The following is a 24,363-nucleotide window of genomic DNA, read 5'->3' as shown; positions in this document are numbered from 1 at the left end:
CCGACCGCGTCGACCCTCGTCGCCACTGCCGGGCGACGAGGGCGACGGTCAGGCCTTCGTGGCGACGACCAGGATGTTCTTCCCGAAGAGCTTGCCGGTGACGACCTGAAGGAGCTTGCTGAGCGGGAACACCACCCGGTCGTAGAGCTTCAGCGCCCGCGTGTTGATCGTGCCGTCGTCGCTGCCCGCGAATTTGTACGCCAAGGTGGCGAAGAAGCCGATCGGGTCGCAGTAGCGCGACTCCACGATCTCCAGCCCGGCGTTGCGCAGTATGCGATTGAGCTGGGTCCGGCGGTAACGACGGTAGTGCCCGACCTTCGTGTCCATGGACGTGAACAGCATCTCGAGCGCCGGCACATAGATCACCAGCGTCCCTCCCGGCCGCAACAGCGAGGTGAGGTGTTCCGACGCTTCCTGGTCGTTCTTGATGTGCTCGAAAACGTTGAAAGAATAGATGAGACTGTACAGTTCGGATTCGGACGGCTCGGCCTCGCAATCGACGACCTTGTAGCCCTTCGACAGCAGCAATTTCTGCAACTCGGCGTCGGGTTCGAGACAATCCGGGATGATCCGACGCTCGGCCAACATATCGGCATAGGTGCCTCTACCAGCGCCGAAGTCGAGTATGCGTAGATCTGGCGACGTGACATGTTTATCTACGCAGTCGATCAGAAACTTGTTGTAGTTGACCGCTTCGGTCATCGCCTCCAGGTTGTCGCACCCGGTGTACGCGAATTCGCTGCTGGTCACGCTTGATCCCCTCAATGCATCGATGGGCGGCAATGGCGGTCAGCGTAGTCCGACTACATTGCGGTGCCGCGACATCGGGCGACATTGCCTGCGCGTCTCGACAGGCGCGCGGCGTGGCCGACGAGGCTGCCCGCCGGAGAAGGGGACCGGATCATGGTGGGAGGTAACGGATTCGGCGCATCGGGTGTGTGCTCACGCCCGATGCGCCGAACCGGTTTCCGCGGCATCACGTCGTCGGTGTGCCGTCAATCCTGCTGATCGAACCGGCGGCGATCAGTCATCGTGGTGAGGGCGACCGGTCCGGACCAACCGCAGGGTGACTCGCATATGCCGGTTACCATCGCGGTGGTCGACCCGTCGCTGTAATAGACGGTGTGCGTGCTGGCCCGCGCCGGATAACCGCAGGACGGGCACTTCCCGAAGTAGTCGAGCACCTCGCGAACTCCGGACGCAGCTACCGGTTTCGGCGTCCAAGGCATTGAATCTGTGCGTTCGACTGCACTGTCGCGCAATTCGAGACAAGAGCCTTTCAGTAGTGCTTGGCTCCCGGCGTGCACGGGCTGGCCGAACCTGCCGCTGTCGCCAGGTCGCAGACTCCACCGGTCAGGATCTGGAACGGAGTGACCCCGAGCAGGACGATCAATCCGATGATGTCACCTTGCCCGGCCAGTAGAACGGCCGAGTTGGCCGCGGCCGAGCCCGCGTCGGCTCCCGACGAGCCTGTCTCGGCTACTGCCGTGCCCGCTGCGGTTCCGACGAGGCCGGCTACCGCGACCGAGGCCGCGGCGATACGAAGGGTGTTACGCATGTCGTGCTCCTTGCTAGGGAGTAGGAACTCCCTGGAAATGGGGTTCGTGGGAGAACTTCGCCGACGTGTCAGCGCGGCGGCTTGCTCATGTCGCGGTTCATCATCGGGAGTTCGATGCTGATCGGCAGGCGCAGTTCGGCCAGATAGATCAGGGCGGCCTTGCGCAGGAATTCGTCGAGGAGCCAGTAGGGATCCTCGAGCGGCGGGACGACGGTGAGCAGGCCCTCGCGCACGGCGATGAACGGACCCCAAGCGACCTGGAGCAGGGGATCCCAGACCGGTTCCCTCGGAATCGCGAGCCCGTCGGCGATCTTGTCGCCGAGCAGGAAACGAGTGAACGCGCCGAGTACCGGCTTGCTCAGAATCGACAGATCGATGTTGGCGCCCAGGCTGAGGAGCCGATCGGCCAGCTTGGCGCCTTCCGGCGTCGGCGCGAGGATGGGATCGAGGATCTGCGCCGCTTGGGAATTGGCGTCGGGCCATGACTTGGGGATGTATTCGTCGCGGACACCCAGCAGGTGCGCGGCGACCTGCCAGGAGTGCAGGAAAGCGTCCGATTCGTGTGCCGGGATCGGCACCTTCCACGAGTTGAGGTGTTTCATCACGGTCGTCGGCAGGCTGTGCCAGGTGACCATGATGTCGTTCTGGCTGATCGGGATGTCCTCCTCCGCGGAGTTCACCCAGTGCGGGGACTGCGGCAGCAGATGGCGCACCGCCGCGTGCACCAGCCGGGTTTTGACGCAGGTGACGATCATCTCCCCGTCAGGGGTGTAGGCATTCGCGCTACCGATGTCATAGCCGAGTTTCGCGGTCTTGGTGATGCGGTCTTTGAGGTCGTGGCCGCCCTTGGAGTAATAGACCGACCGCGCCTCCTTCGGGATGACGGTGCTCATCATGCCGCTGGCGAACCCGTAGAGCACCCCGAGATACAGTCCGCGCTTCTTGTTGAACGCGATCGCGGTATCCAATTTGCCTTGATCGGTCCACTGCGGCAGTCGGCGGGCGTACTCCATGAAGTCGCGCAACTCCGTGGGCAAACCGGCAGGCAGTGCCTGACCGTTCCTGGTCCAGGTCCGCAACAACTCGTTGATCTTGGGGACTTCGCCGCGGTCGATGAGTCCCGCGACGAGTTCGTCAGCTTCGGGATCCCATACCGTCAACGGGTCGACACCGGCTCCGGATCCGGCTATCGATCCTTCTGGCGACCACGTCCACGGATCGGCCCGTGCGGTCGCACCCAATCCGATAGCGCCTGCGACGCCGAGCATTCCGCCGGCCTTCAGCGCGTTACGCCTATTGAGACTATCCATGACATGACTCCTCATTGAGCACACTCAGACCTCTAGACCGCCTCGTGAGCACTCGATGTGCCTCGTCGAGACGGACTAGAATGTGCAGTAACTTAACAGGCGTTCGGCGCGGTGTCTACGTTCTGCGGACTTGCGCCTTGCAATCGCTCGGGTTCGAAGGGTGGGACGGTGTGTCGATCTGTCGAAATATCGCTCTGAACTGCACTGTTACTAGCCTTTCGGCTGGGGCATGCGCTCAGGAGTAGGGCCGAACCGGCGATCCGCAGCACTGATCGGCGATCGATGTATGGTCGGTAACTTAGCTGGGAGGGGTCACGGGGTACCGGACGACTCGCCCTGGCCGTTGCGCGCCGCACCTCGCCCTATGTAGCCGATTTCGATTCGCAAACACTGCCGTAAGAGGCACATGCGAAGAGTGTCGGGCCTGAATCGCTTCGTCGCCCAGCCGATCGGTCCGAGGGCTGCGGTCCACCGAGTGGCGGCAGGACCGTGGTTGGGAACACCACGTAACATAGTGCCGTAAACTCGCGACGATGCGTCTCGCTTTCGGCCCTCGACCGGCGTTCCGATTTGAAGAGAATCGTGATTAACTTGTGGACGCTGTCGCCGACGGTCGGCGACGACGCGCGAGGAGAGTCAAAGATGTCCGCTGTCATCGTCGACGTGATGCCGACACCGCCCGGCGGGGCGAAGTTCGGTGGGGGACTGTCGCAGGTTCCCGGCGCGGGATCGGCGCAGTGATGACGAATCGACGGTGCGCCCTGATCACCGGCGGCTCGCGCGGGATCGGCGCCGAGGTCGCGCGACGCCTGGCCGAACTCGGCTACGACCTCACGCTCGCCGCTCGCGACAAAGCCGTGCTGGACAGCGCCGCTGAAGAGCTACGCAACGACCACGGCGTCGACGTGGAGACCGTGATCGCCAATATGAACGATTCCGAGCAGCTACAGCGGCTCGCCGATGTCCACGCCGACCGGTTCGGTCGCCTCGACGTGTTGGTGCACTGCGCGGGCACCGGCACCGCCGGACCGGTAGCGACCATGAGCGCCTCCAGCTACAACCGCATGTTCGACATCAATGTCCGGGGTCCCCTGACCCTGGTGCAGCATTGCCTGCCATTGCTGCGCGAGACGGCGAAGGACAACCCCGGCACAGGTGCGAAGATCGTTGCGCTGGCCTCGATCACCGGTGTCGCCGGCGAGCCGGGCTTGGCCGCCTATGGGGCCTCGAAGGCCGCTTTGGTGTCCCTCTGCGAAACCATCTCGCTGGAGGAGTCCGCGAACGGTGTCAGCGCGACAGCCATCTCACCCGGCTATGTCGATACCGATATGACGGCGTGGAAGCGCGAGGAGCTCGACCGTGCGGCGATGCTCACCACCGGCGACATCGCGGAACTGGTACTGGCCATCACTCGTCTGTCCGCCAATGCTGTCGTCCCCAATATCGTCGTATCCCGGTCGGGAAGCCAGCTGTGGCGAGCATGATCGGCTGCCCGTCACCGACTCGGGCTGACGGATCGAGCACAGCCCGATGACCGTCATGCGCGGCGACGTGGGGAACATGCACATCTCTCCCCGCGCAGCACGCGGCGTCGCCCGTGCGCGGCGTCGCGAGGTCGTCATCGACGCCGCGCGTGACGTCTTCGTGAATCACGGTTTCCACGGCGCCAGCATGGAAGAGATCAGCATCAGGGCGCAGGTGAGCAAACCGGTGCTCTACGACCACTTTCTGGGCAAGGTGGACCTGTATTCCACTGTCCTGCAACGCTATCTGGACCAGATGACCGATGGGATCCGTCACGCGCTCCGCACGACCACGGGGTACGAGAACAAGGTCCGGCGCGTGGTGACGGCCTATTTCGACTTCGTCGACGAAGACGACGGCGCGGGATACACACTTGTCTTCGACACCCCGGTCCCGAGTGAGCCGAGCGTCGAGGGGCGGGTGCGTGTCGCGATGGACGAATGCGCCGCACTGGTCGGTGCCGAACTCGACGCGGCGGGAATGGATTCCTACCGCGCCCAGGCGTGCGCTTTCGGTCTCGTCGGCGCCAGCCATCTGGCGGCGCGCTACTGGTTCGACGCCGGTCGCCCGATCCCCAAAACCGACGCGGTCGACACCACCGTCGCCCTGTTCTGGACAGGCCTGTCCGGACTCGGCTAGTGCGAATACCGGTGGGGTTTCGGATCTTCTAGGTGTCCGCGTGGCGCAACGAGGTTCGACGCCGATGCCGCCCGCGTTCCAATGCCGTCATTCCACCCCAGATTCCGTGCGTCTCACCGGCTTCGATGGCGTAGGCGCGACAATGGGCGAGCACCGGGCACGCCCGGCAGATCTTCTTCGCGAGCAGAACCTGGGTGCGGACCGATCCGAGGCGTTCCTCGGTGCTCGGAAAGAACAGCTCGTGGTCCATCTGCCTGCACCGGGCGGTCAACTGCCAGTCCCATGCTGCGGCGGTCGGCCCAGGGAGGACGACACGCGCGCTGCGATCAGGTCGTCGACTATCGGCAGCCATTGGTGTTCTCCTGTTGATCGTGAGTAGGAATTGTCGAGTGCGTCCGCATACGCACGGGTCAGTGCGGGATCTCGTCGATCAATCGACGTGCGCCCTGACGCAGCAGGTTCGACCCGATGAAGAATCCCAAGGACTCGGGATCATCATCGACGCCCCAGTCCTGGGCATCGAGCCATCGCGATCCGTCTGCGGAGAAGACTGTGCCGCGCAATATGATTCGGCCGCCCGGAGCGTCGGTCGCCAAGCCCGCGATCGGAGAGTTGCAATGTCCTTGGAGGGCGTGCAGCAACGCTCGTTCGGCCGTAGCCTGGCGGCGGGTGCCAGGATGGTCCAGCTGAGCGGCCAACTGCTTCACCTCGTCGTCATCGTCGCGACACTGCAGCACGATGATTCCCGCACCGATCGGCGGGCACATGTGCTCGATCGTGAGGGTTTCGGTGATTCGGTGCTGTTGACCGACCCGTCGAAGGCCCGACACCGCGGCGATGATCGCGTCGAAATGGCCCTCGTCGAGGCGAGCCAGCCTGGTGTTGACGTTGCCCCGCAGCGGCTGGATATCGAGGTGAGGGTGACGCAGTTGCAGTTGCGCTGTTCGGCGCACGGAACTCGTGCCGACGATGGCGCCGGGGGAAAGGTCGGACAGTGCGGCGCCGGTGCGGCTGATCACGGCATCGCGGACATCGTCGCGGGCCAAGTAGGCGGCGAAGGTCGAACCCGGTGGGATAGGGACATCGCCGGGAACATCCTTCAGGCAGTGCACCGCCACATCGGCCTCGTTGTTGAGCAACGCACTGTCGATCTCCTTGACGAACGCGCCCTTGCCGCCGAGCACAGCCAGGTCGCCCATCCACCGATCACCCGCCGTCGTGAGTTTGATCAGCTCGGTTTCGGCGCCGAGCCGATTCAGGCCCGCTGCCACTTGTTCGGCCTGATGAACAGCCATCGGGCTCGACCGTGTTGATATCCGAATTCTGCGTGAACGAGGCATAGTGGACCCTTGCTCTTGGTCTGGTAATTCCGATTACATTCCACGTGACGGCCAGTGGGCCTCGATGACGTTGCTCGGTGGCGAGGAATGGTAGAGCGACTCGATTTCCGCACCGTATTTCTGCTCGATCACCCGGCGACGCAGGCTTGATTTGGGAGTGACTTCCGCGCTACCGAGCCGCCAGGCATGGTCGAGCAACGCGAACCGCCGGACCTGCTCTGGCCCCGACACCGCGGAATTCGCTGCGCGAACGGCTTCGGACACCGCGGCGCGAATTCCGGGTCGTGTGCACAGAACATCGAGCGTGGCAGGCTCGACGTTCGCCAGTCGAGCATCGGCGGCGATGGCCTCTTCGTCCAGGGTGATCAGCGCTGTCAGATACGGCCGCTGCTCACCGATCACCAGCACATGGCCGATCAGGAAAGACGCGGCGGCGATGGCATTCTCGATGATGGCCGGAGAAACGTTGTCTCCCTCATCGGTGATGATCATCTCGCTCTTGCGACCGACGACGCAGAGTGTGCCCTCGGCATCGATCTCTCCGAGGTCGCCCGTACGCAACCAGCCCTCGGCATCGATGGCTCGGTAGGTGGCCGCCTGGTCCTGATGGTATCCGCGCATGACGGTCGGTCCGCGCAGGAATATCTCGCCATCGACACCGAGCCGCATGTCGACGCCGACTACCGGCTTCCCGACCGACCTTGCCGACAGCTCGGTCGTCGAAGTCGTGGTGCAGACGCCGGTGGCCTCGGTCAGCCCCCAGACTTGGGTCAGGGGGATTCCGAACGCATGAAAGAACTGGGTGGTATCCCTGGACAACGGCGCGGCACCCGACACCGCGAAACGCACGGCGTCCAGGCCAGTTGCCTGCAGTACCCGGCGCAGCACCAGCCGATCGGCCACTCGAGACCGAAGCCACAATCCTGGGCCAGGTCGACCCCCCTCGATGCGCACGTTCGCGCAGCGCCGGCTGGCAGTCAGTGCCCAACGGCCGATCCTCCGGGCGGCCGCGTTCGGGTGAGTATCGATTCCACGTTCGATCGCGGATGCGGTCTTCTGCCACACTTGGGGAACCCCGAACACGATCGTCGGGCGCGTGTCCGACAACGCCTCTGCCAACTTCGTCGGTTCATGGAGCGTTGTCACCTGCACACCACGGACCATGGCGCCGTAGTGAGCGGTTACCCGGTCGGCGATATGGGCGGCCGGCAGGTACGACAGGATCCGATCCTGGGGGCCTACGGGCAGATGTTCGGCGAGACCTACCAATTGGGCCAGGATGTTGGCATGCGACAACTCCACGCCCTTCGGTGAACCGGTCGTACCGGAGGTGTAACTGATTGTCGCGAGGTCGTCAGGGCGGACATCGCGCCAGACCGAGTCGAAAATGTGCGCCTTCGCTTTCATCTCGGCGAGTTTTTCCAGCGGTAGCGTCCCGCGTATCGGATCGTCTACGCAGATGATGACCTCGAACATCACCCCCGCCTGTCTGAGAACGGGCAGGAACCGGCTCTCGGTGACAATGATTCGGTTTTCGGCATTGGCGCAGACTTCGGCGATCTGCTGTGGTGACATCGTGTTGTAGATCGAGAACGGAGTCGCGCCGACGTGCAGCGCGGCAGCGTCCACCAGGTGGAATTCCGGCCTGTTCGACAGCATCAGGCCGATCGTCTCACCTTTTTCGACCGACAGTTCGAGCAGTCCGCACGCGATGTCACGCACAGCGTCTCCGTATTCACGCCAGGAGAACTGACTCGTGCGGTCATGGCTCCGCAAGGCCGTCGTGTCCCCTCCCATCGCGACGGTCGCTTGAAATGCTTCGGGCAAAGTGAAGATGAAATTGCCGCAGCGATGCGGGAAAGCGACCGAGGATCTGGCCCGATGCACCCTGTGCCCGCTCAGATCAAATTCTTGCCCTGGGATCGACGCTCACGCATGTCTTCCAGGTAGCGCTCGAAGGGTTGAGCTCGCCAGGAGTCCGGCAGCACCTCGAGTAGTCGACCGACGGTGCGCATCACGATTTCGAACACCCGCTGCCTGCGAGGGCTCCACCGCAGGCCCAACGCGTCACGGAACTGCTGTGGCAGAAACCCGGTGGTGAAGAAGCGATTCGGCCGACCGAACAGCACGCGGGTGCTTCGACTCCATGCCGCCAGCTCGACCACGTAGTTGAGCAGATAGGTGCGGACTTCGTCGTCGAAGGACAGATCACCGAGCATCGAGTCCCAGTACAGATCGAAGGCTGCGCGGTCGGCGGGCCACAGTTCGGCGGGCATCTGCAGAGTTGTCCCGAACCTGGCGGCATCGTGATACATCTCGTCGGCATCCTGCTCGTTCATCCCGCCGTACAGCAGGTTCACCGTGTCCAGGACGCCGCGGTACAGGCAGGCGGCGACCCACAGCTGGAGCCGGGGGTCGAAGGCGTTGTACCGAACAGGGCTGTGCGGGCCAGAGCGCACCTGGCGGTGCGCGGTGCCCACCGCGGCACGGTATGCCGCCTGATCTTCGTCGGTTCCGATCATCGCCACCGCGAGATAGGTGAGCGTGGTTCGACCGCGCTTGGCCGGTCGCGTTGCGTAGCTACCTGATTCGACGACGCTTTCCACCACACCGCGCCCCACCGGCGGCAGGCTCAGCTGCATGATCACATTCGCCGGGCCGCCGAGCAACGCGCCGACGCCGTTGAGGTAGCGGTGGCGGCGCGCGATGTCGTCCGAGACATCCTGCGGCCGACCAGCCCTTGCTGAACGGGTCATGGCCGCCCTCCGGTTCGAAAGGATGAGAGATTCACGCGCTCATATTCTCACCGAGGCCGGGCTTCCACAATACTTTTCTGTACTTTCGACCGCATTAAGTTACCAACGATTCCTCCACAGGCTACGATCGCCATCGGCTGTCGGTATGAAGATTCCGATCGCTCGTCCCGAGTACCCGAGCCCTTCGGAGGTGTCCATGTCGGCGATCCCGAGTATGCCCGCAGCCCTGGTCAGAACCATGTCCGACGGCCTGTCCGCCGTCGGGGTCCTGCGCAGGAGCGGCGCGATCGAACTCCAGAACCCGGTGGAACTGCTCCGCACCGCCAAGGACGCGACAGTGCTCGGTCCTGTCGTCACCGCGTTCGCGCACGCGGCTCGCCACAACGGCGCCGCCACTGCCATCGTCGACGAGCGGGGGCCGCTGACCTTCGAAGAGCTCGACCGCAGGTCGAACGCGGTGGCCAACGGCCTTGCCGCGCGCGGGATCACGAGTGACACCGTGCTGGCCGCACTGTGTCGCGACCATCGGGGGATGGTCTTGTCGCTTCTCGCCGCGGGCAAGCTGGGTGCGCGAATCGTGTTGCTCAATACGGGAATGGCGGGGCCGCAGCTGGTATCGGTGGCCGAGCGCGAAGGCGTCGGCGCGATCCTGCTGGACGCGGAGTTTCTCGACCGCTTCGGCAATCTGCCCGATAAGTTACCCATTATTCTAACCTCGGATGACGGCTGGGCGAGCCATGGACAGCTCACTCTGGATGATGTTCGAGCGGGTCAGAGCACCCGCCCGCCGGCGAGTCCCAAACAGCCCGGCGGGATCGTGGTCCTGACCAGCGGCACGACCGGAACACCGAAAGGTGCACCGCGAGGCAAAGTGTCGCCATTGCAATCGGCGCAGTTCCTCGACCGGATCCCGTTGCCGAGGGCGAGTACGACGGTGCTCGCGGCGCCGGCATTCCACGGCACCGGTCTGTCCCAGCTGATCCTGGGCTGGGCACTGGGAAGCACGATCGTCTTGCAGCAGCGGAAATTCGACCCGCGCCGCACGCTCGCCGATATCGAACACCATCGCGCGGGCACGCTGGTACTGGTACCCACGATGTTGCAGCGCATCGTCGATCTGGGCGAGTCCGTGCTGGCTGAATACGACACCTCCTCGCTGAAGGTGATCTTCGCGGCCGGATCCTCCATTTCGCCCGATTTGAGCAGGCGTACCGCGCTGGCGTTCGGCGAGGTGCTCTACAACCTGTATGCCTCGACGGAGGTCGCGGTGGCGGCCGTCGCCACACCCGACGACATGCGTGAAGCACCTGGCACCGTCGGTCGTCCACCCGTGGGCTGTCGGGTCGCGATCTACGACGAAGCCCGCCGTCGGGTCACCGAACCGGGCGTGGTCGGCACCATCTTCGTCGCCAGCGCACTCAGTTTCGGCGGTTACACCGACGGCACGGGTAAGGAGATCGTCGACGGGATGCAGTCCAGTGGCGATGTCGGCCATTTCGATACGGCCGGAAGGCTGTTCATCGATGGTCGAGACGACGACATGATCATCTCCGGCGGAGAGAACGTCTTTCCGCTCGAGGTCGAAAACCTGCTCGTAGAACGACCCGACGTCCTCGAGGCGGCGGTCGTCGGGGTGGACGATCGCGACTTCGGAAAACGCTTGCGCGCGTTCGTCGTGCCCGCGCCGGGTGCTTCGTGCGACGCGCAGCAGATAAAGGATCACGTCAAGGCGGCCCTCGCGCGGCACAAGGTCCCGCGGGACGTGGTGTTCGTAGACGAGTTGCCACGCAACGCCACTGGCAAACTGCTTCGTCGCAAGCTCGAGAACGCCGACCCGTGGTGAGGGCCGAATAGATGGCTCGAGATATCGAGATCCACCTTGTCGACGACATCGACGGTCGCGGGCGGACGAAACCGTCACCTTTGAGTAGGAATGTACAGTAACTTAGGCCGAGCTTGCCTGTCCGCCTCGCTCTCGATGTAGTTCGCTCGGGTGTCTGGTGCTGTGTTACGCCCGGCATTGACCAGCGAGAATCGTTGCGTTGAGTCATGTTTGAGGCGAAGCTCGATGTGTCAGGTGTGAGGGCAGAGGCGTCGGAGCGGTGAAGGGTAGGGCCGATTCGAACCTCGGCAGGCTGGAATGAGGACTAACATAACCTTGTGCTGGAGTACCCGCCGTGGGAGACTGCTTGCCAGCCATCGCCGCCGAGAGGCGACGTTGAACGCAGTGAGGAAGTCATCGATGACTACCGACTATTCACCAAGAATCGATTCTGTACGGCCCCGTGCGGCCACGGCAGAATCCTCCATCAGAGTCCGAGTGCTCGCCGACGAGTTGGTCGCCCGCATGCTCGAGAGTGTGGCCACGCGGCGCGGTGGCGTCAGCGATGGTGCCTTGGCTACCGTTGATGTTCTACCATCCGGTTCCACACTGGCCGCAGTTCCGGTCCGTGGGCGAGGCGACAGCGTTCGACATCGCATCGCCGCGTCGCCGCCGGCGCGTACCGAGGTGCCGAGCGAGGTGATCGATCGCGCGATCGATCAGGGTTTCGAAACCAGTCTGGAGCAGATCGCCTCGAGTCTGGTCGGCACCGACGAGCAGAAGCTGACGGTAGTGCGCCAACTCGCGACCGAAATGCTGGACAGCGTCACGGCGGCGATATCGCTGGCGTACGCCGACCACGTCGAGTCAGAGGTCGTCGAGGATCAGCGGACCAGAAACGCGCTAGCGGTCGCGTTGCTCGGCGGGCAGGACACCTCGGCGATCACGCGGTGCAGTGGCTTCGAGATCGCCGAGAGCTATTCCGTGCTGGCGGTGCACTTTCCAGCCCGTAGCGACGGCAGATCCGACACCTTTGTTACCCAGATGGACGTCCGGCGGATGATACGCAATATCCGGTCGGCCCTGGATTCGCATTGGTCGGTGCGTTCATTGTCGCGACTCGACGTGCGCGGTGGTGTCGTACTCATACCGTCGGCCGAAGCCGGGGATCTCGACAACTTGTTGGCTGATCTGTCCGCTGTGGCCGGACTCGAGATGACCGCGACCTGTGCGGAGGCCTCGCCGACGGAAATTCCGGAGACCGTTGATCAGCTGTACGAACTCTTGGATCTGACGCAAAGAATGCAGCGTCCACCTGGCCTGTTTCGTTTCGCTGATCTGGCGGTCGAATATCAGTTGACCAGGCCATCTCCTGTGCGTCGACACCTCGAAGCGATACTGAACCCGCTCGATGATCACCCTGTTCTGATGCAGACCTTGTGCACGCACCTCGACAACAATCTGAATCGTCGCCGAACCGCGCGACAGCTCAGTGTTCATATGAATACCATCGATTATCGACTGAAAGGAATCAGCAAGCTCACGGGCTTCGATCCTTCGTCGGCCGACGGGCTCTGGTATCTACAGTCGGCGCTGGTCGTGCGTAAAGCGAACTATCAGGAGAACGATGTCGGTCACGGTGTCATCGTATAGACAGCATCGTCCGCAATTCGGCGGCTGACTATCAGAGTTTTGGTGGTCGAATTGATGGAACCAGCGGAACATTCCGGCGGGGAACGATCGACTGCCGCTCCGCTGGTCTGCACGGCGACAATTGTCGCGGCACTGCTCAGGATGCCGTCCGGCGCCACCGCGGCTCCTGCGGGCGATCGGCATACGAGAAGCGGTGGTCATCAGCTCCGCTGATCACATCGAGCGCGCTGCCGAGGTGCTCGCTGCGACAGGGATCGAGGTGGTCGGCACGGTAACGCCTGACCAGGTGCCTGCGCTCGCGTGGAATACGATCTGAGCCGGTAGTCAGCGGTCATTTGTTTTGATTGTTCATAGGCCGTATTCAGAATTTGTGAAGAAATTCCATTGATATCGGCAACGTGTCTGGCTCACGGCAGTGGCTGTGCGATGTCACACCCGCATTTTTACGACATGTGAAGACACGACATGTTGTTCTTGGAATACGCAGAAGCGAATCACTTTTCATCGCATCATTGCCTGTGTGTGTACTCGAGATGGAGCTGAACGTGGACAATATGAGTACCGAGAACGGCCAGGCGTTGCCGACCGGACTGCCCAGTGAGTTGCGTGATTTCATGGAAAACGCGCACAAACCTCCGTCGTGGACCGACCAGGGAAGACTGGCCGGCGCCATCGATTTCAACAAGAAGCGTGGGCTCTACCTCGCGTTCTGTACGGGTTCGCCAGCGGCATGATGAGCACGGTCTTCGTCGCTATTCGACGAGTTCTTGCGTCAGGCAGCGCTGCTCCACCTGCTCGAGTTGCGCACGATCAGCATCGAGATCCCTCAGACCAACCGGCCGAAATGAGGTGGATATTCTGAGCTGAATCTCGGAATTCCCCGGCTCGCAATCGGATTGATTCCGAGCCGACCATGTCGAATGCAGGAGGTAAAGATGGGTCAGTTCAGCGTCTGGCATTGGTTGATAGTCGCTGCTGTCTTCGTGCTGTTCTTCGGTGCGAAGCGTATGCCGGATGCCGCTCGCGGCCTCGGGCGGTCGCTACGAATCTTCAAGAGCGAGGTGAGTCAGATGCAGTCCGAGGACGCGGACTCGGCGAGCGAGCGGCCGCGTGAGCCTGAAGGGCTGGCTGCGTCGGCACAGCCGACCACAGCACCGTTCAGTGAACCGATGGCTTACCGATCGAAGACGCTCTGAGCGTTGTGTCGGTACCGAAGTGGGCGACTGCTCACTTCGGTACCCCACTGTCGTCGACCGAGCCGCACTCCCGAAGGGCCTACCGTTACGCGCATGCGGTTCTCGGCATCCAGAGCCTGGCGATGTATTGCTCGGGCCGTACTGCGCGCTCGACCCCTCGACGCGCCGATTTCGATGCTGGTTCTGGCTGTCGCGTTGACTGTGTTGTTCGAAGTGGCGGTGTAGTTCGCCCGAATCAATGACAAGCGGCGCAGCCGACGCGCAGTGGCCGAGGGCGACGATCTGCTCGACGACGAGACGGCTCCCCGGGGGCCTTCTCAGGTGTAGTCGGTGGCTTGCCACCCGTGCGGCGCCGACGATGAAGGCGGTTCGGTCGCCGGGGGGCCGGGAGCCGGCTTACTGACCACGTCGAGATCTCCGGTGGTGGGTAGCGCACCCTCGATGTCACGCAGTATCGAATCGTCGCCATCGAAGAGATGTTGGGTGAGCAGCGATCGAGGCGACATGCCGCGCATCTTGTTGAGCTCGGCCAGGGGTTTGCGGAGTTCTTCGAACTCCGGGCCGATTTCCTGCCTCAAGTGTGTTGTCGCGCCGCCGGCGAAGTCTCGCAGTTGGCGGACAGTGTCGATCGTCCAGCGCAGTGCGCCGGGCAGGCGCTCGGGGCCGATGATGATGAGGGCGGCGATGACAAGAATGATCGTCTCGCTCCACCCGACGTTGCTGAACATCTACGTGGACTCCATCAATTCTCTAGGCCGTCGTCGCGGCAGTCTCGGACGACCATCGCCGACCGCAACTGCCACAGATCCGATGCCCGCGCCGGGTTGAGCCCGGTGAGCCGGGTAATTCGGCGAAGTCGGTAGTCAACGGTATTGGCGTGGATATTCAGGATTCGCGCGGTCTGTGCCCGGTTCAAGTTGTTGGCGATGTGCACCCGTAGTGTTTTGCGCAATTCGGGATACTGCTCCAGCGGCGCCAACAAGTCGCCGAGCCGGGAAAGGCCTGGTCCTGGCCGCGAAAGCTGGTATTCCAGTGCCAGTTCACCGAATCGATAGAGGCCAGGTGCGCAGGCGAGTCGCTCGACGACTTCGAGTATTTCGTGTGCGGTTTTCGCTGCTGAGGCGATATCGGCGGTGGGCGCCGATACCACTGCTGCGACGATTTCGACCTGTGCCGCCTCCGCCAACGCTGCGACCAGTGCATCGAGTTCGTGCTCGGCCACCGCCTCGGTCGGGATGAGAACCGTCCCGCCGTCGGCAGACAGCCGCGCCAAACCCTGGCCGTCGCTGTGTCGGTTCAGGGCTTTCCGCAACCTGCGCAGGTAGTGCAAGGCGATCCCGGCGTCCGGGTTTGCTCGAATCGCGATGGCGAGCACCGAGTACGCGGCAGCGATGGTAATGCCGCATTTGCGGGCCATCGCGGGTGTCCACTGGCCGGCCAGTAGGGCGGAAGTGAGAGTCCGCTCTGCGTCCGGTCCGAATCTTGCTCCGCCGTGCTCGCCGATGTACGCGTGAGCAACGGTCATGCAGAGCTGATCACTGATCGTCATGGCGATCTGGAATCCATCGATCACAGTCTCGCGGGTGCAATCCTGGTACTGGACGAACATCTGGCCGACAACGAGCCGTATGCCTTCATGGAAACCGTGCAGGACAAGGTCGATGGGTACGCCTTCGCCCGCCAATCCCGCGGCGATGATCGCGAGTTCTCCGAGTTCGTGCGTGATGTCGCGTCCCTCGAGCATCCCTTGCGCGACCTCGAGAGAAGCCCGGGTGATTGCTCCGAGTCTCGTCGCGATCGGCGTGCCGGGCGAAATATCATACGTCGCTACATCGTCGATGAAATGGATGACGAGTTGATCGGTCAACGATGCCACATCGTGCAGTGTTGGCCGCCATGCGGCATTGTCGGATGGGATTGTCATCGTTGGTACCCCTTTCCGCGATCCTCGACCGACTCGGCGGGTGAACCCGAAATCAGCACTCTGCGACTGATATCGGCCTCGCATGAGGATCCGTCGCTGTGCTCGAGCTGAGTCAGTCGGGCAGGCGGGGCCCGCACAGGCGAACCGACTACGTTAGCGGCAGCTCGTGCGGTGCATCGCGTTCCGAGCATTCGATGCAGAATAAACAGTAACATGACTTCCCGTGAACACGCTATAGTGGTAGTACACAGTCGAATTCCGGCAATCGATAGCGAAAATGGCTGGTAACTTAAGGTTGTTGGGTCGGCGATGGTGCGGGAGGATCATGGTGTCCGCGGAGTCGGGCCGCTCCGTTGTCGCGGACCTGGCCATGCGCACCGAGTTGCTGGTGCGCGACGTTGTGATCGACGTCGAAGATCGATTTCACGGCATTGCTTCCGATTTGCCCGATGACGTCCGTGCGGCGCTGCACACGGCTGCCAGAACGGCCGGTGTGTTCGCTCCTCAGATAGGCACCGAATTCGGTGGTTCGGGCCTGAACATGCGCGATCGTCTTCCGATTGTCGAAGCGTCCGGGTATTCGCTGTTCGGGCCGCTCGCGCTGAATTGCTCCGCGCCCGACGACGGCAACATCTTTCTGCTCGAACAGCTGGCATCGGCGGCACAACAGGATCGATACCTGATCCCGCTGGCGGCCGGACGCATCCGTTCTTGCTATGTATCGACCGAATCGGCGGTCGTGGCCAGGACCGGGCGATCGGGGCTGCCCACCATGGCCGAGCGCACCGGTGCCGGATGGGTGATCAACGGCCGGTCGAGGTTCGTCCGCGGTGCCGTCGGCGCCTCCGTCGCGATCGTGACCGCACATACCAGCGCTGGTGGCGGATCTCGCGGCGGTACGACGATGTTCGTGGTGGACGCCGACACTCCGGGCTACACGCTGCGTCGCGATGTCGATTCCCATCGGGCACGGACGTTCGGTGGCGACGGCGAGTTGGTGTTCGAGGATCTCGAGGTCGGCGAGGACGCGGTGCTCGGCGAGGTGGACCGTGCCGTCGACTATGCCCTGGCCAGGGTCGGACCGGTGACGTTGACCGCCTGCATGCACTGGATGGGATCGGCGCGTCGCGCCGCCGACATCGCCGTCGAACGGTCGACCGCGCGCACCTCGGTAGGAAGCGGCGCAGGTGTGGTCGAGCAGTTCATCGTCGACAACGAGGTCGATATTCTGGCCGCTCGGGCACTCGTGGACCGGGCCTGTCTGCTGTTCGATGTCGGGGAGCCCTCGGCACAGGCGATCTCGATCGCGACAACGTTCGTCGTCGAAGCGGTGGGCCGGGTGGTCGACCGCTCGCTACGGATCTGCGGGGTGCTGGGAGTTACCGATGACGCGGTCCTGTCGAGATTGCATCGACATGTTCGTTCGCTCTGATCTCGGAACACGGCCGAGCAGAGCCCGCGATCGGCGCTGCTGTTCAACGCGTTCGGCGGTGGCCACCTCGGCTCAGTTGCCGAGTGGACCACCGCCGAAACCCACAGCGGGGCTTTCTCAGCCGATGACCGCGGGCGTCAAGCCCGGCGAGCCGTGCAGTGTGCGCAGTTCGTGCTTGACGACCTTGCCGCCCGCGTTGCGCGGCAGTGCGTCGACCACCACCAAGGCCTTCGGATGCTTGTAGCGGGCGAGGTGGGCGTTGAGATGCGGTTCGAGGTCGGCGAGACTGATGTCGTCGGTGTCCTCGACGGCCACGATAGCGACCGGGACCTCGCCCCATTTGTCGTCGACGCGGCCGATCACTGCTGCTTCTCTGATCCGCGGGTGCGCGAACAGGACGTTCTCGACCTCGGCGCAGTAGATGTTCTCGCCGCCGGAGATGATCATGTCCTTCTTGCGGTCGACGACGTAGACGAACCCCTCCTCGTCGAGGCGAACGAGATCACCGGAGTGGAACCAGCCGCCCGCGAACGCTTCGGCGGTCGCGCGCGGGTTGTTCCAGTATTCGCGCATCAAAGTCGGTCCGCGATAAACGATTTCGCCGATCTCGCCCTGGGCGACATCGTTCATCTCGTCATCGACGACGCGGGTGGCGATGGTGGGGATCGGCTTGCCGACGGAGCCGAGCTTGCGGATCGCGTCCTCGCCGTCGAGGACGCAGGTGATCGGCGACATCTCGGTCTGCCCGAAGACTGCCACGTTGAGCGCGTTCGGGAAGGTCTGCGCCATGGCTCGCAGCACGGTGTCGGAGGCCGGGGCCGCGCCCCAGCTGATCACCCGCAGCCGTAGATCGCGCTGTGCGACAGTCGGATCGGCGCACACCACCTGCCACTGGGCGGGCACGAGGAACACCGAGGTCGCGCGTTCGCTTTCCCAGGCGTCGAGCACTTCGCTCGCGTCGAAGGCCTCGAGCGGATGGATCACCGTCAACGCACCGAGGACGAAACACGACGCGATGCTGCCCAAACCGGCGATGTGGAACAGCGGCGAGGCGCAGAAGGCGATGTCGTCGGGGCTGTAGCGCATGGCGCGAATACAGGTGAGCGGCCTGCGAATTCATGTTCAGGTGGGTCAGGACCGCGCCCTTGGGGTTTCCGGTGGTGCCGGAGGTGTACATGATCAGGGCGGCGGTGTCCTCGGTGACATCGCGCGGCTCGTGCGGTTCGCCGTTCTCGGCAATGAGGTCCTCGTAGCCGAGCACCCCGTCGTCGGCCGGTGCCCCGACCACGATATGAGTACGCAGATCAGCGGACTGGACGGCTACCGCGGCGGCCAGAGGGGAGAGCGCCGCGTCGGTGATGATCACGGCGGCGCCGCTGTCGGCGACCAGGTAGGCGATCTCCGGCGGAGTGAGCCGGAAGTTCACCGGCACCGCGATAGCGCCCAGGGTGTTGATCGCGAACACCGATTCGAGGTACTCGGTGTTGTTGAGCATCAGGATCATCACGCGGTCGCCGGGCCCGACGCCGCGGCGAGCGAGCGCGTCGGCGAAACGCCCCACCCGCCAGTGCAATTCACCCCAGCTCAGGGTCTTGCCCAGGTAACGCAATGCGGGAGCGTCCGGCATGGTGGTGGCGTGGATCGCGATCTGGTTCATCCAGTGATTGCGTCGCGAGCGCAGGGGTTCTGTCGACAACATCGTCTCCTCGAAGGCGCGGAAGGTTAGGCCGGTTCGGCGACCGGATGCACGGCGCCGGTGAAGTTCGGCGCGCGACGGGTCAGCATCGCGGTCATTCCTTCGAGGAAGTCCGCGGAGGTGAGTAGCTCGATCTGTCCGTCCTTCTCCCGCGCGAGCGCGGCATCGAGTTCGGTCAGCGTCGCCGCGTTGATGGCCGCCTTCGTCAGTTGCAGCGCGCGGCGCGGACCCGCCGCGAGTCGGGCGGCGACGGAGTCGACCAGATCGTCGAGTTCGGTGGCGGGCACGCATCCAGTGATCAAGCCCGCCGCGGCGGCGTCGGCAGCGGGCAGTCGGGCGCCGAGCAGCGCCATTTCCGCGGCTTTGGCACGACCCATCGCGGCGGCGACGACCGCCGTCGCTCCGCCGTCGGGCATCAGACCGATGGAGGTGAACGGCAGCAGCAGGTAGGCGCTGTCGGCCGCGTAGACGAGATCGGCGGCCAGTGCGATCGAGGCGCCGACACCGGCGGCAGGCCCGTTGACGCGAGCGATCACCGGAAGCGGCGAGGCGATGATCGCGTGGATCACCGCGTTGGCGCTGTCCATCACGACCTGCGGTGCCGCCTCGTTGCCGCCGGCGGCCGCGGCGGCGGCCAGGTCGGCGCCCGTGCAGAACGCTGTGCCCGCACCGGTCAGCACGATCACCCGAACAGAGGGCCGATCCGCGGCCGCGCGGATGAGATCGCCCAGTTCGGTCATCGCCGCGAGATCGATCGCGTTCAGCCGTGGTTGGCGGTCGATCGTCAGGCGCAGGACGCCGCCTGCTTCCTCGACCAGAATGCTCTGGCTCATCGGGCCACCGTTTCGACGATCGACCCGGACAGGCGCCCCGCGATGAGCGCCTCGGCTTCGCGCACGATCCGCGCCACCAGGTCTGCGCAGGTGGGAATGTCATGGATCAAGCCCTGGCACTGGCCCACACTCCAGATGCCCGCGTCGAGGTCGCCGTCCTCGTAGACCTTGCGGCCGCGAGCACCTGCCACGAGTTCGCGGACATCGTCGAACGTGCCGCCACCGCGCTCGATCTCGACAACCTGGCGGCTGACGGCGTTGTCGGCGACTCGGGCAGTGTTGTTCAAGGTCCGGAAGATCAGCTTGGTGTCGAGCTCGGTGTTGGCGACGATCTGTTCCTTGACCACGTGCGCGATCGGCGACTCGATGGTGCACAGGAACCGGGTGCCCATATTGACGCCGTCCGCGCCGAGCGCCATGGCGGCGACCAGTCCACGAGCATCGGCGATGCCGCCGGAGGCGATCATCGGGATCTCGATCTCGCGAGCAGCGGCGGGAATCAGGACCAAGCCCGGTGTGTCGTTCTCGCCGGGGTGACCGGCGCATTCGAAGCCATCGATACTCACCGCGTCGACGCCGACCTGCTGGGCCTTGAGCGCGTGCTTGACGCTGGTGCACTTGTGCAGCACCTTGATGCCCGCGTCTTTGAGATAGGGCAGGTGGGTGGCCGGGTTGCCACCGGCGATCTCGACGATCGAGACGCCGCCGTCGATGATCGCCTGGCGGTACTCCGCATAGGGCGGCGGAGTGATCGAAGGCAGGATCGTCAGATTCACCCCGAACGGCTTGTCGGTGAGGTCCCTGGTCCGGGCGATTTCCTCGCGGAGCGCTTGCGGGGTCGGCTGGGTCAGTCCGGTGATGATGCCGAGACCACCCGCCTCCGAGACCGCGGCCGCGAGTTCGGCACGGCCGACCCACATCATCCCGCCCTGCACGATGGGGTGCTCGACACCGAAGGCCTCGGTGAATCGGGTGCGCAGCATGGAGCCTCTCTCCGCTCAGGAGTTCTGCGCCGGCGGCAGAGAAGCCATGGGCTCTTTGCATCCGGCTAGAATCATGATTAACTTATTGAGAATGGTTGTTAACTTAACCGAGCTGGAGCGTTCCTGTCAACGAACTCGGGGCAAGTGTGAAAGCGTTGGGTCCACCCTGGTCGACCGATGATCGGGTGTGTGCGGACCGGCCCGATCCGACTCCTGCCGAAAGAAGTCAACGATGACTGAATCTCTTGTCGCAGAGGCCGTTGAACAGCAGTTTCTCGAAACCCACCATCCTGTCACCGGTGAGATTCTCGGTCGTCGGCCGGTCGCCGACGAGGCCGCTGTGGCCGACGCCGTCGCATGCGCTCGCGCGGCCGCGTCCCGCTGGGCGGGCATCGGCGCCAAGGCCAGAAAGGCCGCGCTGCGGCGATGGGCGAAGCATCTGATCGCCAACATCGACGATGCGACTCATCCGCCGCGTCACCACGTTGCGCTACCGCACCGGTAGCTGATCCTCAACTCATCGAAAACAAGGGAGAACTTCACTATGGGCGTCGAATTCAGCCCGGAACAGCAGGATTTCGCGGCGGCGGTCGCCGCGTTCGCCAAACGCGAGGCAGGTACCAGGGAAAAGCGTGACGCGCTGACCGAACACGACGCCGAGCAACACCACGCCGGTCTCTACGCCAAGATGGCCGAACTCGGCTGGCTGGGCCTGACCGTGCCCGAACAATACGGTGGCTCCGATGCCACGATGGTCGACATGTGCATCCTGCTCGAGGAAGCCATGCGTGGGCTGCTCCCGATCGGCGCGATCGGACCGACCCTGATCACCGGTGGCGCCTACGCCAAGTTCGGTACCGAAACACAGAAAGACACCGTGTTGCGCGGGATCGTTCGTGGTGCGTCGCAGTCGATCTCGATGTCAGAACCCGAAGCCGGATCCGACGTCGGTAACATCACCACCCGCGCGGAGAAGACCACCGACGGTTGGTTGATCAACGGGCAGAAGACCTGGTGTTCCAACGCCCATATCTCCGAGAACATCCTGCTCGTGGCCCGCACCGACCGTAGCGGCGGCAAGCACGAGGGCTTGACCATGTTCCATGTGCCCGCCGGTACCCCGGGGTTGAAGATCAACCCGATCGAGTTGATGGGCAACCAGAAAGAAACCAACGACCTCTACTTCACCGACTGCCTACTGCCCGAAGACGCGGTCGTGGGTGAGGTCGGCAACGGGTGGCGGCAGCTGATGACGGGGTTGAACTTCGAACGGCTCATCCTGGCCGCGATGAGTTTGGGCGCGGCCGAACGCGCGTTCGACGACACCTTGCAGTTCGTCTCCGAGCGTAAGCAGTTCGGTCGGCCGATCGGGACGTTCCAGGCGTTGCGTCACCGCGTCGCTGACCTCGCGACCGAGATCGAGTGCACCAAACTGCTGGTTTACAGCGTCGCGGCCGCGGTGGATGCGAATCCGACCAAGACCTTCGCTCGGGAGGCGTCGATGGCCAAGCTCAAGGCCACCGAAACCTCTAAACAGGTCGCGTTGGCGGGGATGCAGATGATGGGTGGTTACGGTTACGCCCGCGAGTTCGACATGGAAAAGCATGTCCGTGGTGCTTTGGTCTCGACGATCTTCGGTGGTACGAGCGAGATCCAGCGCGATATCATCGGCAAGACCTACGGTCTCTGAGACGCAGAATGAAGGGAGCGTCCGACCGGTCATGGTCGGACGCTCCCTGAATTACGGCGTGAGTCGGTGCCTACCGCGGTAGGGGCTGACCGAGCAGAATGGTCTCGAGCAAGCGGATCACAGTCTCCTGTGGACTGATTCCGTGGTCGCCGAAGGTGCGCCCGAGGTCGACTACGAGGCTGAACGCCGCGTGTACGAGGATTCGGGCCTCGCCGATGGACAGGTCCGGTCTGGCCTCTACGACCAACTTCGCCCATTCGGTGATGATCAATTGTTGAAGATGGCGCAGGGTTACCTGATCGGGTTGGTCGACATGGCTGAACTCGGCGTAATAGACGAAGGTCAGCGCGCGCTCGGCGAAAGAACCGGAGACATAGAGGTCGATCAGGGTGCCGAGTGCCTCAGCGGGAGTATCCGCAGCGGCCACCGCGGGCGCGATCGCTCCCGACACCCGGTCAGCGGCGCGCCGGAAGGCCGCTACCAGCAGGTCGCTCTTGCTGCGGTAGTAGCGATACACCGCCGATGCGGCCGACAGATCCGCGGCGGCGGCGATATCTTCCATACTGACATTCGGATAACCGCGCTCGTGGAACAGCTCGACGGCCTTGCCCAGCAGCAGATCATGCTTGAACGGCTGCGTGTGCTCGCTCTCGGGATCGGCAGGCTTCGTGCTGTCGAGTCCGCTGAGATCAGCATCGATCAGCGTCCAGCTGGTCGTATGGAGCAGCCGGGCGAGAGCTTTCGCCGGTACGGTGGCGTGGTGGTCGCCGATGCTGCTCACCACAGCGAAGATCGAGACCGCGCGAACCGCCCGGTCTCGACCGTCCAACTCGGGTCTTACCTCGCCGATCAGCTTGCGCAGCGTGGCGATGGCCACGGCGAACTGATCGGTGAACTCCTGAAGATCGGCCGGCTCGAGATAGCGGCGCTCCCAGCGGGCCAGCGCCACGGTCGGCCGATTGGCGATGGTCAAGCCGATGATGGCGTCGAGCACATGATCCACGCGCTGGCGTGGCGTCCAGTCGACGGCCTCGCCGGGTAGCTCGACCGCGCCGACGGCTATCCCGGACAACCGCAGAAGTTCTTCCCGGAACAACGCGTATTTGCTCGGAAAGTGCCGATACAGCGCGGTGGAACTGATATCGAGGCGCCGCGCGATGTCGTCCATGCTCACACCGTGGTACCCGTGCGCGCCGAAGGCGGCGGCCGATTCCGCCGCGATCTGGGCACGACGATTCTTCGGCCTGCGCCTGACCTGGCGGGTCGGCGCATCCGCGGGGGATTCGTCTGCCTGGTTGCTCGTCGTCCTACCCTTTGTTCCACGCGGGGACAGTGAGTTCCCGATGATCTTGCCTGTCATGCTATCGCCTGGGGGAGTGAGGTCGATCCGCCGGACCGAGTCATGGGGTGGGCGGCGAGGTCAACGGGGAGTTCACCTTCTCGACGAGCCAGCGGCCGTCATCGTTGCGCAGGTCGAACACCATCGACAGTTGACTCGGCTTGGCCTTGTGTTCGGTGCCCAGGCTGGAGATGGTCGTCCCGATCACCACGATCGCCTCGGCGGAGGTCTCGTCGCCCGAGCGCAGCGCGCACTGGGTGTCGGTGACCTTCGAGACGACCTCGCCCTGGGTGAGGGCGTCGCGCAGCTCGGTGCTGGTGGATTCGAACTGCTTCTTCCAGTCACCTGTCGCGCCCGCGAGAACCGCCTTGAAATAGGTGTCGAGATTCTTGCTGTCGTAGTCGGCCAACGCGGGCGCGTAGTGGCACGCGGCCTCGCGGGCCTGCTGTTGGGCCTGGAGGAGGTCGGTGTTGCTCTTGTTCTCCACGAACAGGAACACCGAGGTCGCCAGCGAGGCGCCGAGGACGATCGCGGTAGCGCCACGCAGGCCGAGAGTCTTGCGGTCCATCGCCCACCACTTGGCCTTGGTGGCCGACTTCGCATCGACCGTGGCCGCGAGCCCTTCCGATGGTGCTGTGCTGGTGGATGTTTCGTCGTTGGTCATTGCT

The 24,363-nt window shown here is 63.8% G+C and carries 22 protein-coding genes and 3 pseudogenes; 10 read left to right on the top strand and 15 right to left on the bottom strand.

The features are described 5' to 3' along the window. Positions 1–48: 48 nt before the first annotated feature. The 3 genes from NS1_RS04365 to NS1_RS04355 all read right to left on the bottom strand — a co-directional run bounded on the left by NS1_RS04365 (position 49) and on the right by NS1_RS04355 (position 2,868). Positions 49–702 (bottom strand): class I SAM-dependent methyltransferase, encoded by a 654-nt coding sequence (locus NS1_RS04365; protein ID WP_157125095.1) that lies wholly within the window; start codon positions 700–702, stop codon positions 49–51. A gap of 577 nt (positions 703–1,279) precedes the next feature. Further along, on the bottom strand, positions 1,280–1,558 hold the full coding sequence (locus NS1_RS04360; protein WP_062981850.1) for a hypothetical protein: 279 nt from the start codon (positions 1,556–1,558) through the stop codon (positions 1,280–1,282). A 68-nt stretch (positions 1,559–1,626) separates the two neighbouring features. Continuing rightward, positions 1,627–2,868 carry an oxygenase MpaB family protein gene (locus NS1_RS04355; RefSeq protein ID WP_062981848.1) on the bottom strand — a complete coding sequence of 414 codons (1,242 nt, stop codon included), beginning with the start codon at positions 2,866–2,868 and terminating at the stop codon, positions 1,627–1,629. Positions 2,869–3,608: 740 nt separating this feature from the next. On the opposite strand from NS1_RS04355, the gene NS1_RS04350 reads away from it, so the two are divergent. After that, positions 3,609–4,352 (top strand): SDR family NAD(P)-dependent oxidoreductase, encoded by a 744-nt coding sequence (locus NS1_RS04350; RefSeq protein ID WP_062981846.1) that lies wholly within the window; start codon positions 3,609–3,611, stop codon positions 4,350–4,352. A 46-nt stretch (positions 4,353–4,398) separates the two neighbouring features. After that, the gene (locus tag NS1_RS04345; protein ID WP_062981844.1) at positions 4,399–5,031 is read left to right on the top strand and encodes a TetR/AcrR family transcriptional regulator; all 633 of its coding nucleotides are present in this window, start codon (positions 4,399–4,401) and stop codon (positions 5,029–5,031) included. Positions 5,032–5,059: 28 nt separating this feature from the next. Here the strand turns inward: NS1_RS04345 and NS1_RS04340 are convergent, their stop codons facing one another. From NS1_RS04340 to NS1_RS04325, 4 genes are read right to left on the bottom strand one after another with little or no spacing between them, the layout of a single operon-like run. Continuing rightward, entirely contained in the window at positions 5,060–5,383 is a 324-nt protein-coding gene (locus tag NS1_RS04340) for a WhiB family transcriptional regulator (RefSeq protein ID WP_084503481.1), read from the bottom strand. Between the two features lie 58 nt (positions 5,384–5,441). Beyond that, on the bottom strand, positions 5,442–6,371 hold the full coding sequence (gene hemC / locus NS1_RS04335) for a hydroxymethylbilane synthase (RefSeq protein ID WP_062981840.1): 930 nt from the start codon (positions 6,369–6,371) through the stop codon (positions 5,442–5,444). 33 nt (positions 6,372–6,404) lie between these two features. Next, positions 6,405–8,258 (bottom strand): AMP-dependent synthetase/ligase, encoded by a 1,854-nt coding sequence (locus NS1_RS04330; RefSeq protein ID WP_062981838.1) that lies wholly within the window; start codon positions 8,256–8,258, stop codon positions 6,405–6,407. Positions 8,259–8,269: 11 nt separating this feature from the next. Beyond that, positions 8,270–9,127 (bottom strand): oxygenase MpaB family protein, encoded by an 858-nt coding sequence (locus NS1_RS04325; protein WP_062981836.1) that lies wholly within the window; start codon positions 9,125–9,127, stop codon positions 8,270–8,272. A gap of 196 nt (positions 9,128–9,323) precedes the next feature. On the opposite strand from NS1_RS04325, the gene NS1_RS04320 reads away from it, so the two are divergent. The 5 genes and pseudogenes from NS1_RS04320 (at position 9,324) to tatA (ending at position 13,798) form a co-directional block, all read left to right on the top strand. Next, complete coding sequence (locus tag NS1_RS04320; RefSeq protein WP_062982310.1) at positions 9,324–10,970, top strand: acyl-CoA synthetase; 1,647 nt, start codon at positions 9,324–9,326, stop codon at positions 10,968–10,970. Between the two features lie 399 nt (positions 10,971–11,369). Next, positions 11,370–12,602 carry a PucR family transcriptional regulator gene (locus NS1_RS04315; protein WP_063816067.1) on the top strand — a complete coding sequence of 411 codons (1,233 nt, stop codon included), beginning with the start codon at positions 11,370–11,372 and terminating at the stop codon, positions 12,600–12,602. A 193-nt stretch (positions 12,603–12,795) separates the two neighbouring features. Then, on the top strand, positions 12,796–12,918 hold the full coding sequence (locus NS1_RS41500; protein WP_255284416.1) for a hypothetical protein: 123 nt from the start codon (positions 12,796–12,798) through the stop codon (positions 12,916–12,918). Positions 12,919–13,168: 250 nt separating this feature from the next. Then, positions 13,169–13,347, top strand: a pseudogene (locus NS1_RS04310) (oxygenase MpaB family protein); the annotation flags it as partial. Between the two features lie 190 nt (positions 13,348–13,537). Further along, positions 13,538–13,798, top strand: coding sequence for a Sec-independent protein translocase subunit TatA (gene tatA, locus NS1_RS04305; RefSeq protein ID WP_062982308.1), 261 nt, complete (start codon positions 13,538–13,540; stop codon positions 13,796–13,798). 317 nt (positions 13,799–14,115) lie between these two features. Here the strand turns inward: tatA and tatB are convergent, their stop codons facing one another. The 3 genes and pseudogenes from tatB to NS1_RS42690 form a co-directional block, all read right to left on the bottom strand. Then, complete coding sequence (gene tatB / locus NS1_RS04300) at positions 14,116–14,526, bottom strand: Sec-independent protein translocase protein TatB (protein ID WP_062981828.1); 411 nt, start codon at positions 14,524–14,526, stop codon at positions 14,116–14,118. 14 nt (positions 14,527–14,540) lie between these two features. Beyond that, entirely contained in the window at positions 14,541–15,323 is a 783-nt protein-coding gene (locus NS1_RS04295) for a PucR family transcriptional regulator (RefSeq protein WP_255284415.1), read from the bottom strand. 30 nt (positions 15,324–15,353) lie between these two features. After that, positions 15,354–15,722: pseudogene (locus NS1_RS42690) on the bottom strand (RsbRD N-terminal domain-containing protein); the annotation flags it as partial. Positions 15,723–16,050: 328 nt separating this feature from the next. Here NS1_RS42690 and NS1_RS04290 point away from each other — a divergent pair. Continuing rightward, entirely contained in the window at positions 16,051–17,154 is a 1,104-nt protein-coding gene (locus NS1_RS04290) for an acyl-CoA dehydrogenase family protein (RefSeq protein ID WP_169812741.1), read from the top strand. Positions 17,155–17,271: 117 nt separating this feature from the next. Here the strand turns inward: NS1_RS04290 and fadD5 are convergent. The 3 genes and pseudogenes from fadD5 to NS1_RS04275 form a co-directional block, all read right to left on the bottom strand. Then, positions 17,272–18,853, bottom strand: a pseudogene (gene fadD5 / locus NS1_RS04285) (fatty-acid--CoA ligase FadD5). A gap of 23 nt (positions 18,854–18,876) precedes the next feature. Continuing rightward, on the bottom strand, positions 18,877–19,683 hold the full coding sequence (locus NS1_RS04280; protein WP_062981822.1) for an enoyl-CoA hydratase-related protein: 807 nt from the start codon (positions 19,681–19,683) through the stop codon (positions 18,877–18,879). After that, a complete protein-coding gene (locus NS1_RS04275; protein ID WP_062981819.1) occupies positions 19,680–20,666 on the bottom strand; it encodes an NAD(P)H-dependent flavin oxidoreductase in 987 nt (328 codons plus the stop codon). The genes NS1_RS04280 and NS1_RS04275 overlap by 4 nt, the downstream gene beginning before the upstream one ends. 232 nt (positions 20,667–20,898) lie before the next feature. Here NS1_RS04275 and NS1_RS04270 point away from each other — a divergent pair, with 232 nt between their 5' ends. Both NS1_RS04270 and NS1_RS04265 read left to right on the top strand, forming a co-directional pair. Further along, complete coding sequence (locus tag NS1_RS04270; protein WP_056820546.1) at positions 20,899–21,171, top strand: aldehyde dehydrogenase family protein; 273 nt, start codon at positions 20,899–20,901, stop codon at positions 21,169–21,171. Positions 21,172–21,210: 39 nt separating this feature from the next. Then, the gene (locus NS1_RS04265; RefSeq protein ID WP_062981817.1) at positions 21,211–22,356 is read left to right on the top strand and encodes an acyl-CoA dehydrogenase family protein; all 1,146 of its coding nucleotides are present in this window, start codon (positions 21,211–21,213) and stop codon (positions 22,354–22,356) included. A gap of 70 nt (positions 22,357–22,426) precedes the next feature. On the opposite strand, the gene NS1_RS04260 is transcribed toward NS1_RS04265, so the two are convergent. After that, on the bottom strand, positions 22,427–23,716 hold the full coding sequence (locus tag NS1_RS04260) for a TetR/AcrR family transcriptional regulator (protein ID WP_082844220.1): 1,290 nt from the start codon (positions 23,714–23,716) through the stop codon (positions 22,427–22,429). A gap of 40 nt (positions 23,717–23,756) precedes the next feature. Next, on the bottom strand, positions 23,757–24,359 hold the full coding sequence (locus tag NS1_RS04255; protein ID WP_062981815.1) for a hypothetical protein: 603 nt from the start codon (positions 24,357–24,359) through the stop codon (positions 23,757–23,759). Positions 24,360–24,363: the final 4 nt, after the last annotated feature.

It is taken from the genome of Nocardia salmonicida NBRC 13393 (genome assembly GCF_001613085.1).
GTDB lineage: Bacteria > Actinomycetota > Actinomycetes > Mycobacteriales > Mycobacteriaceae > Nocardia > Nocardia salmonicida.
This window is presented reverse-complemented; position numbering and strand designations above follow the sequence as displayed.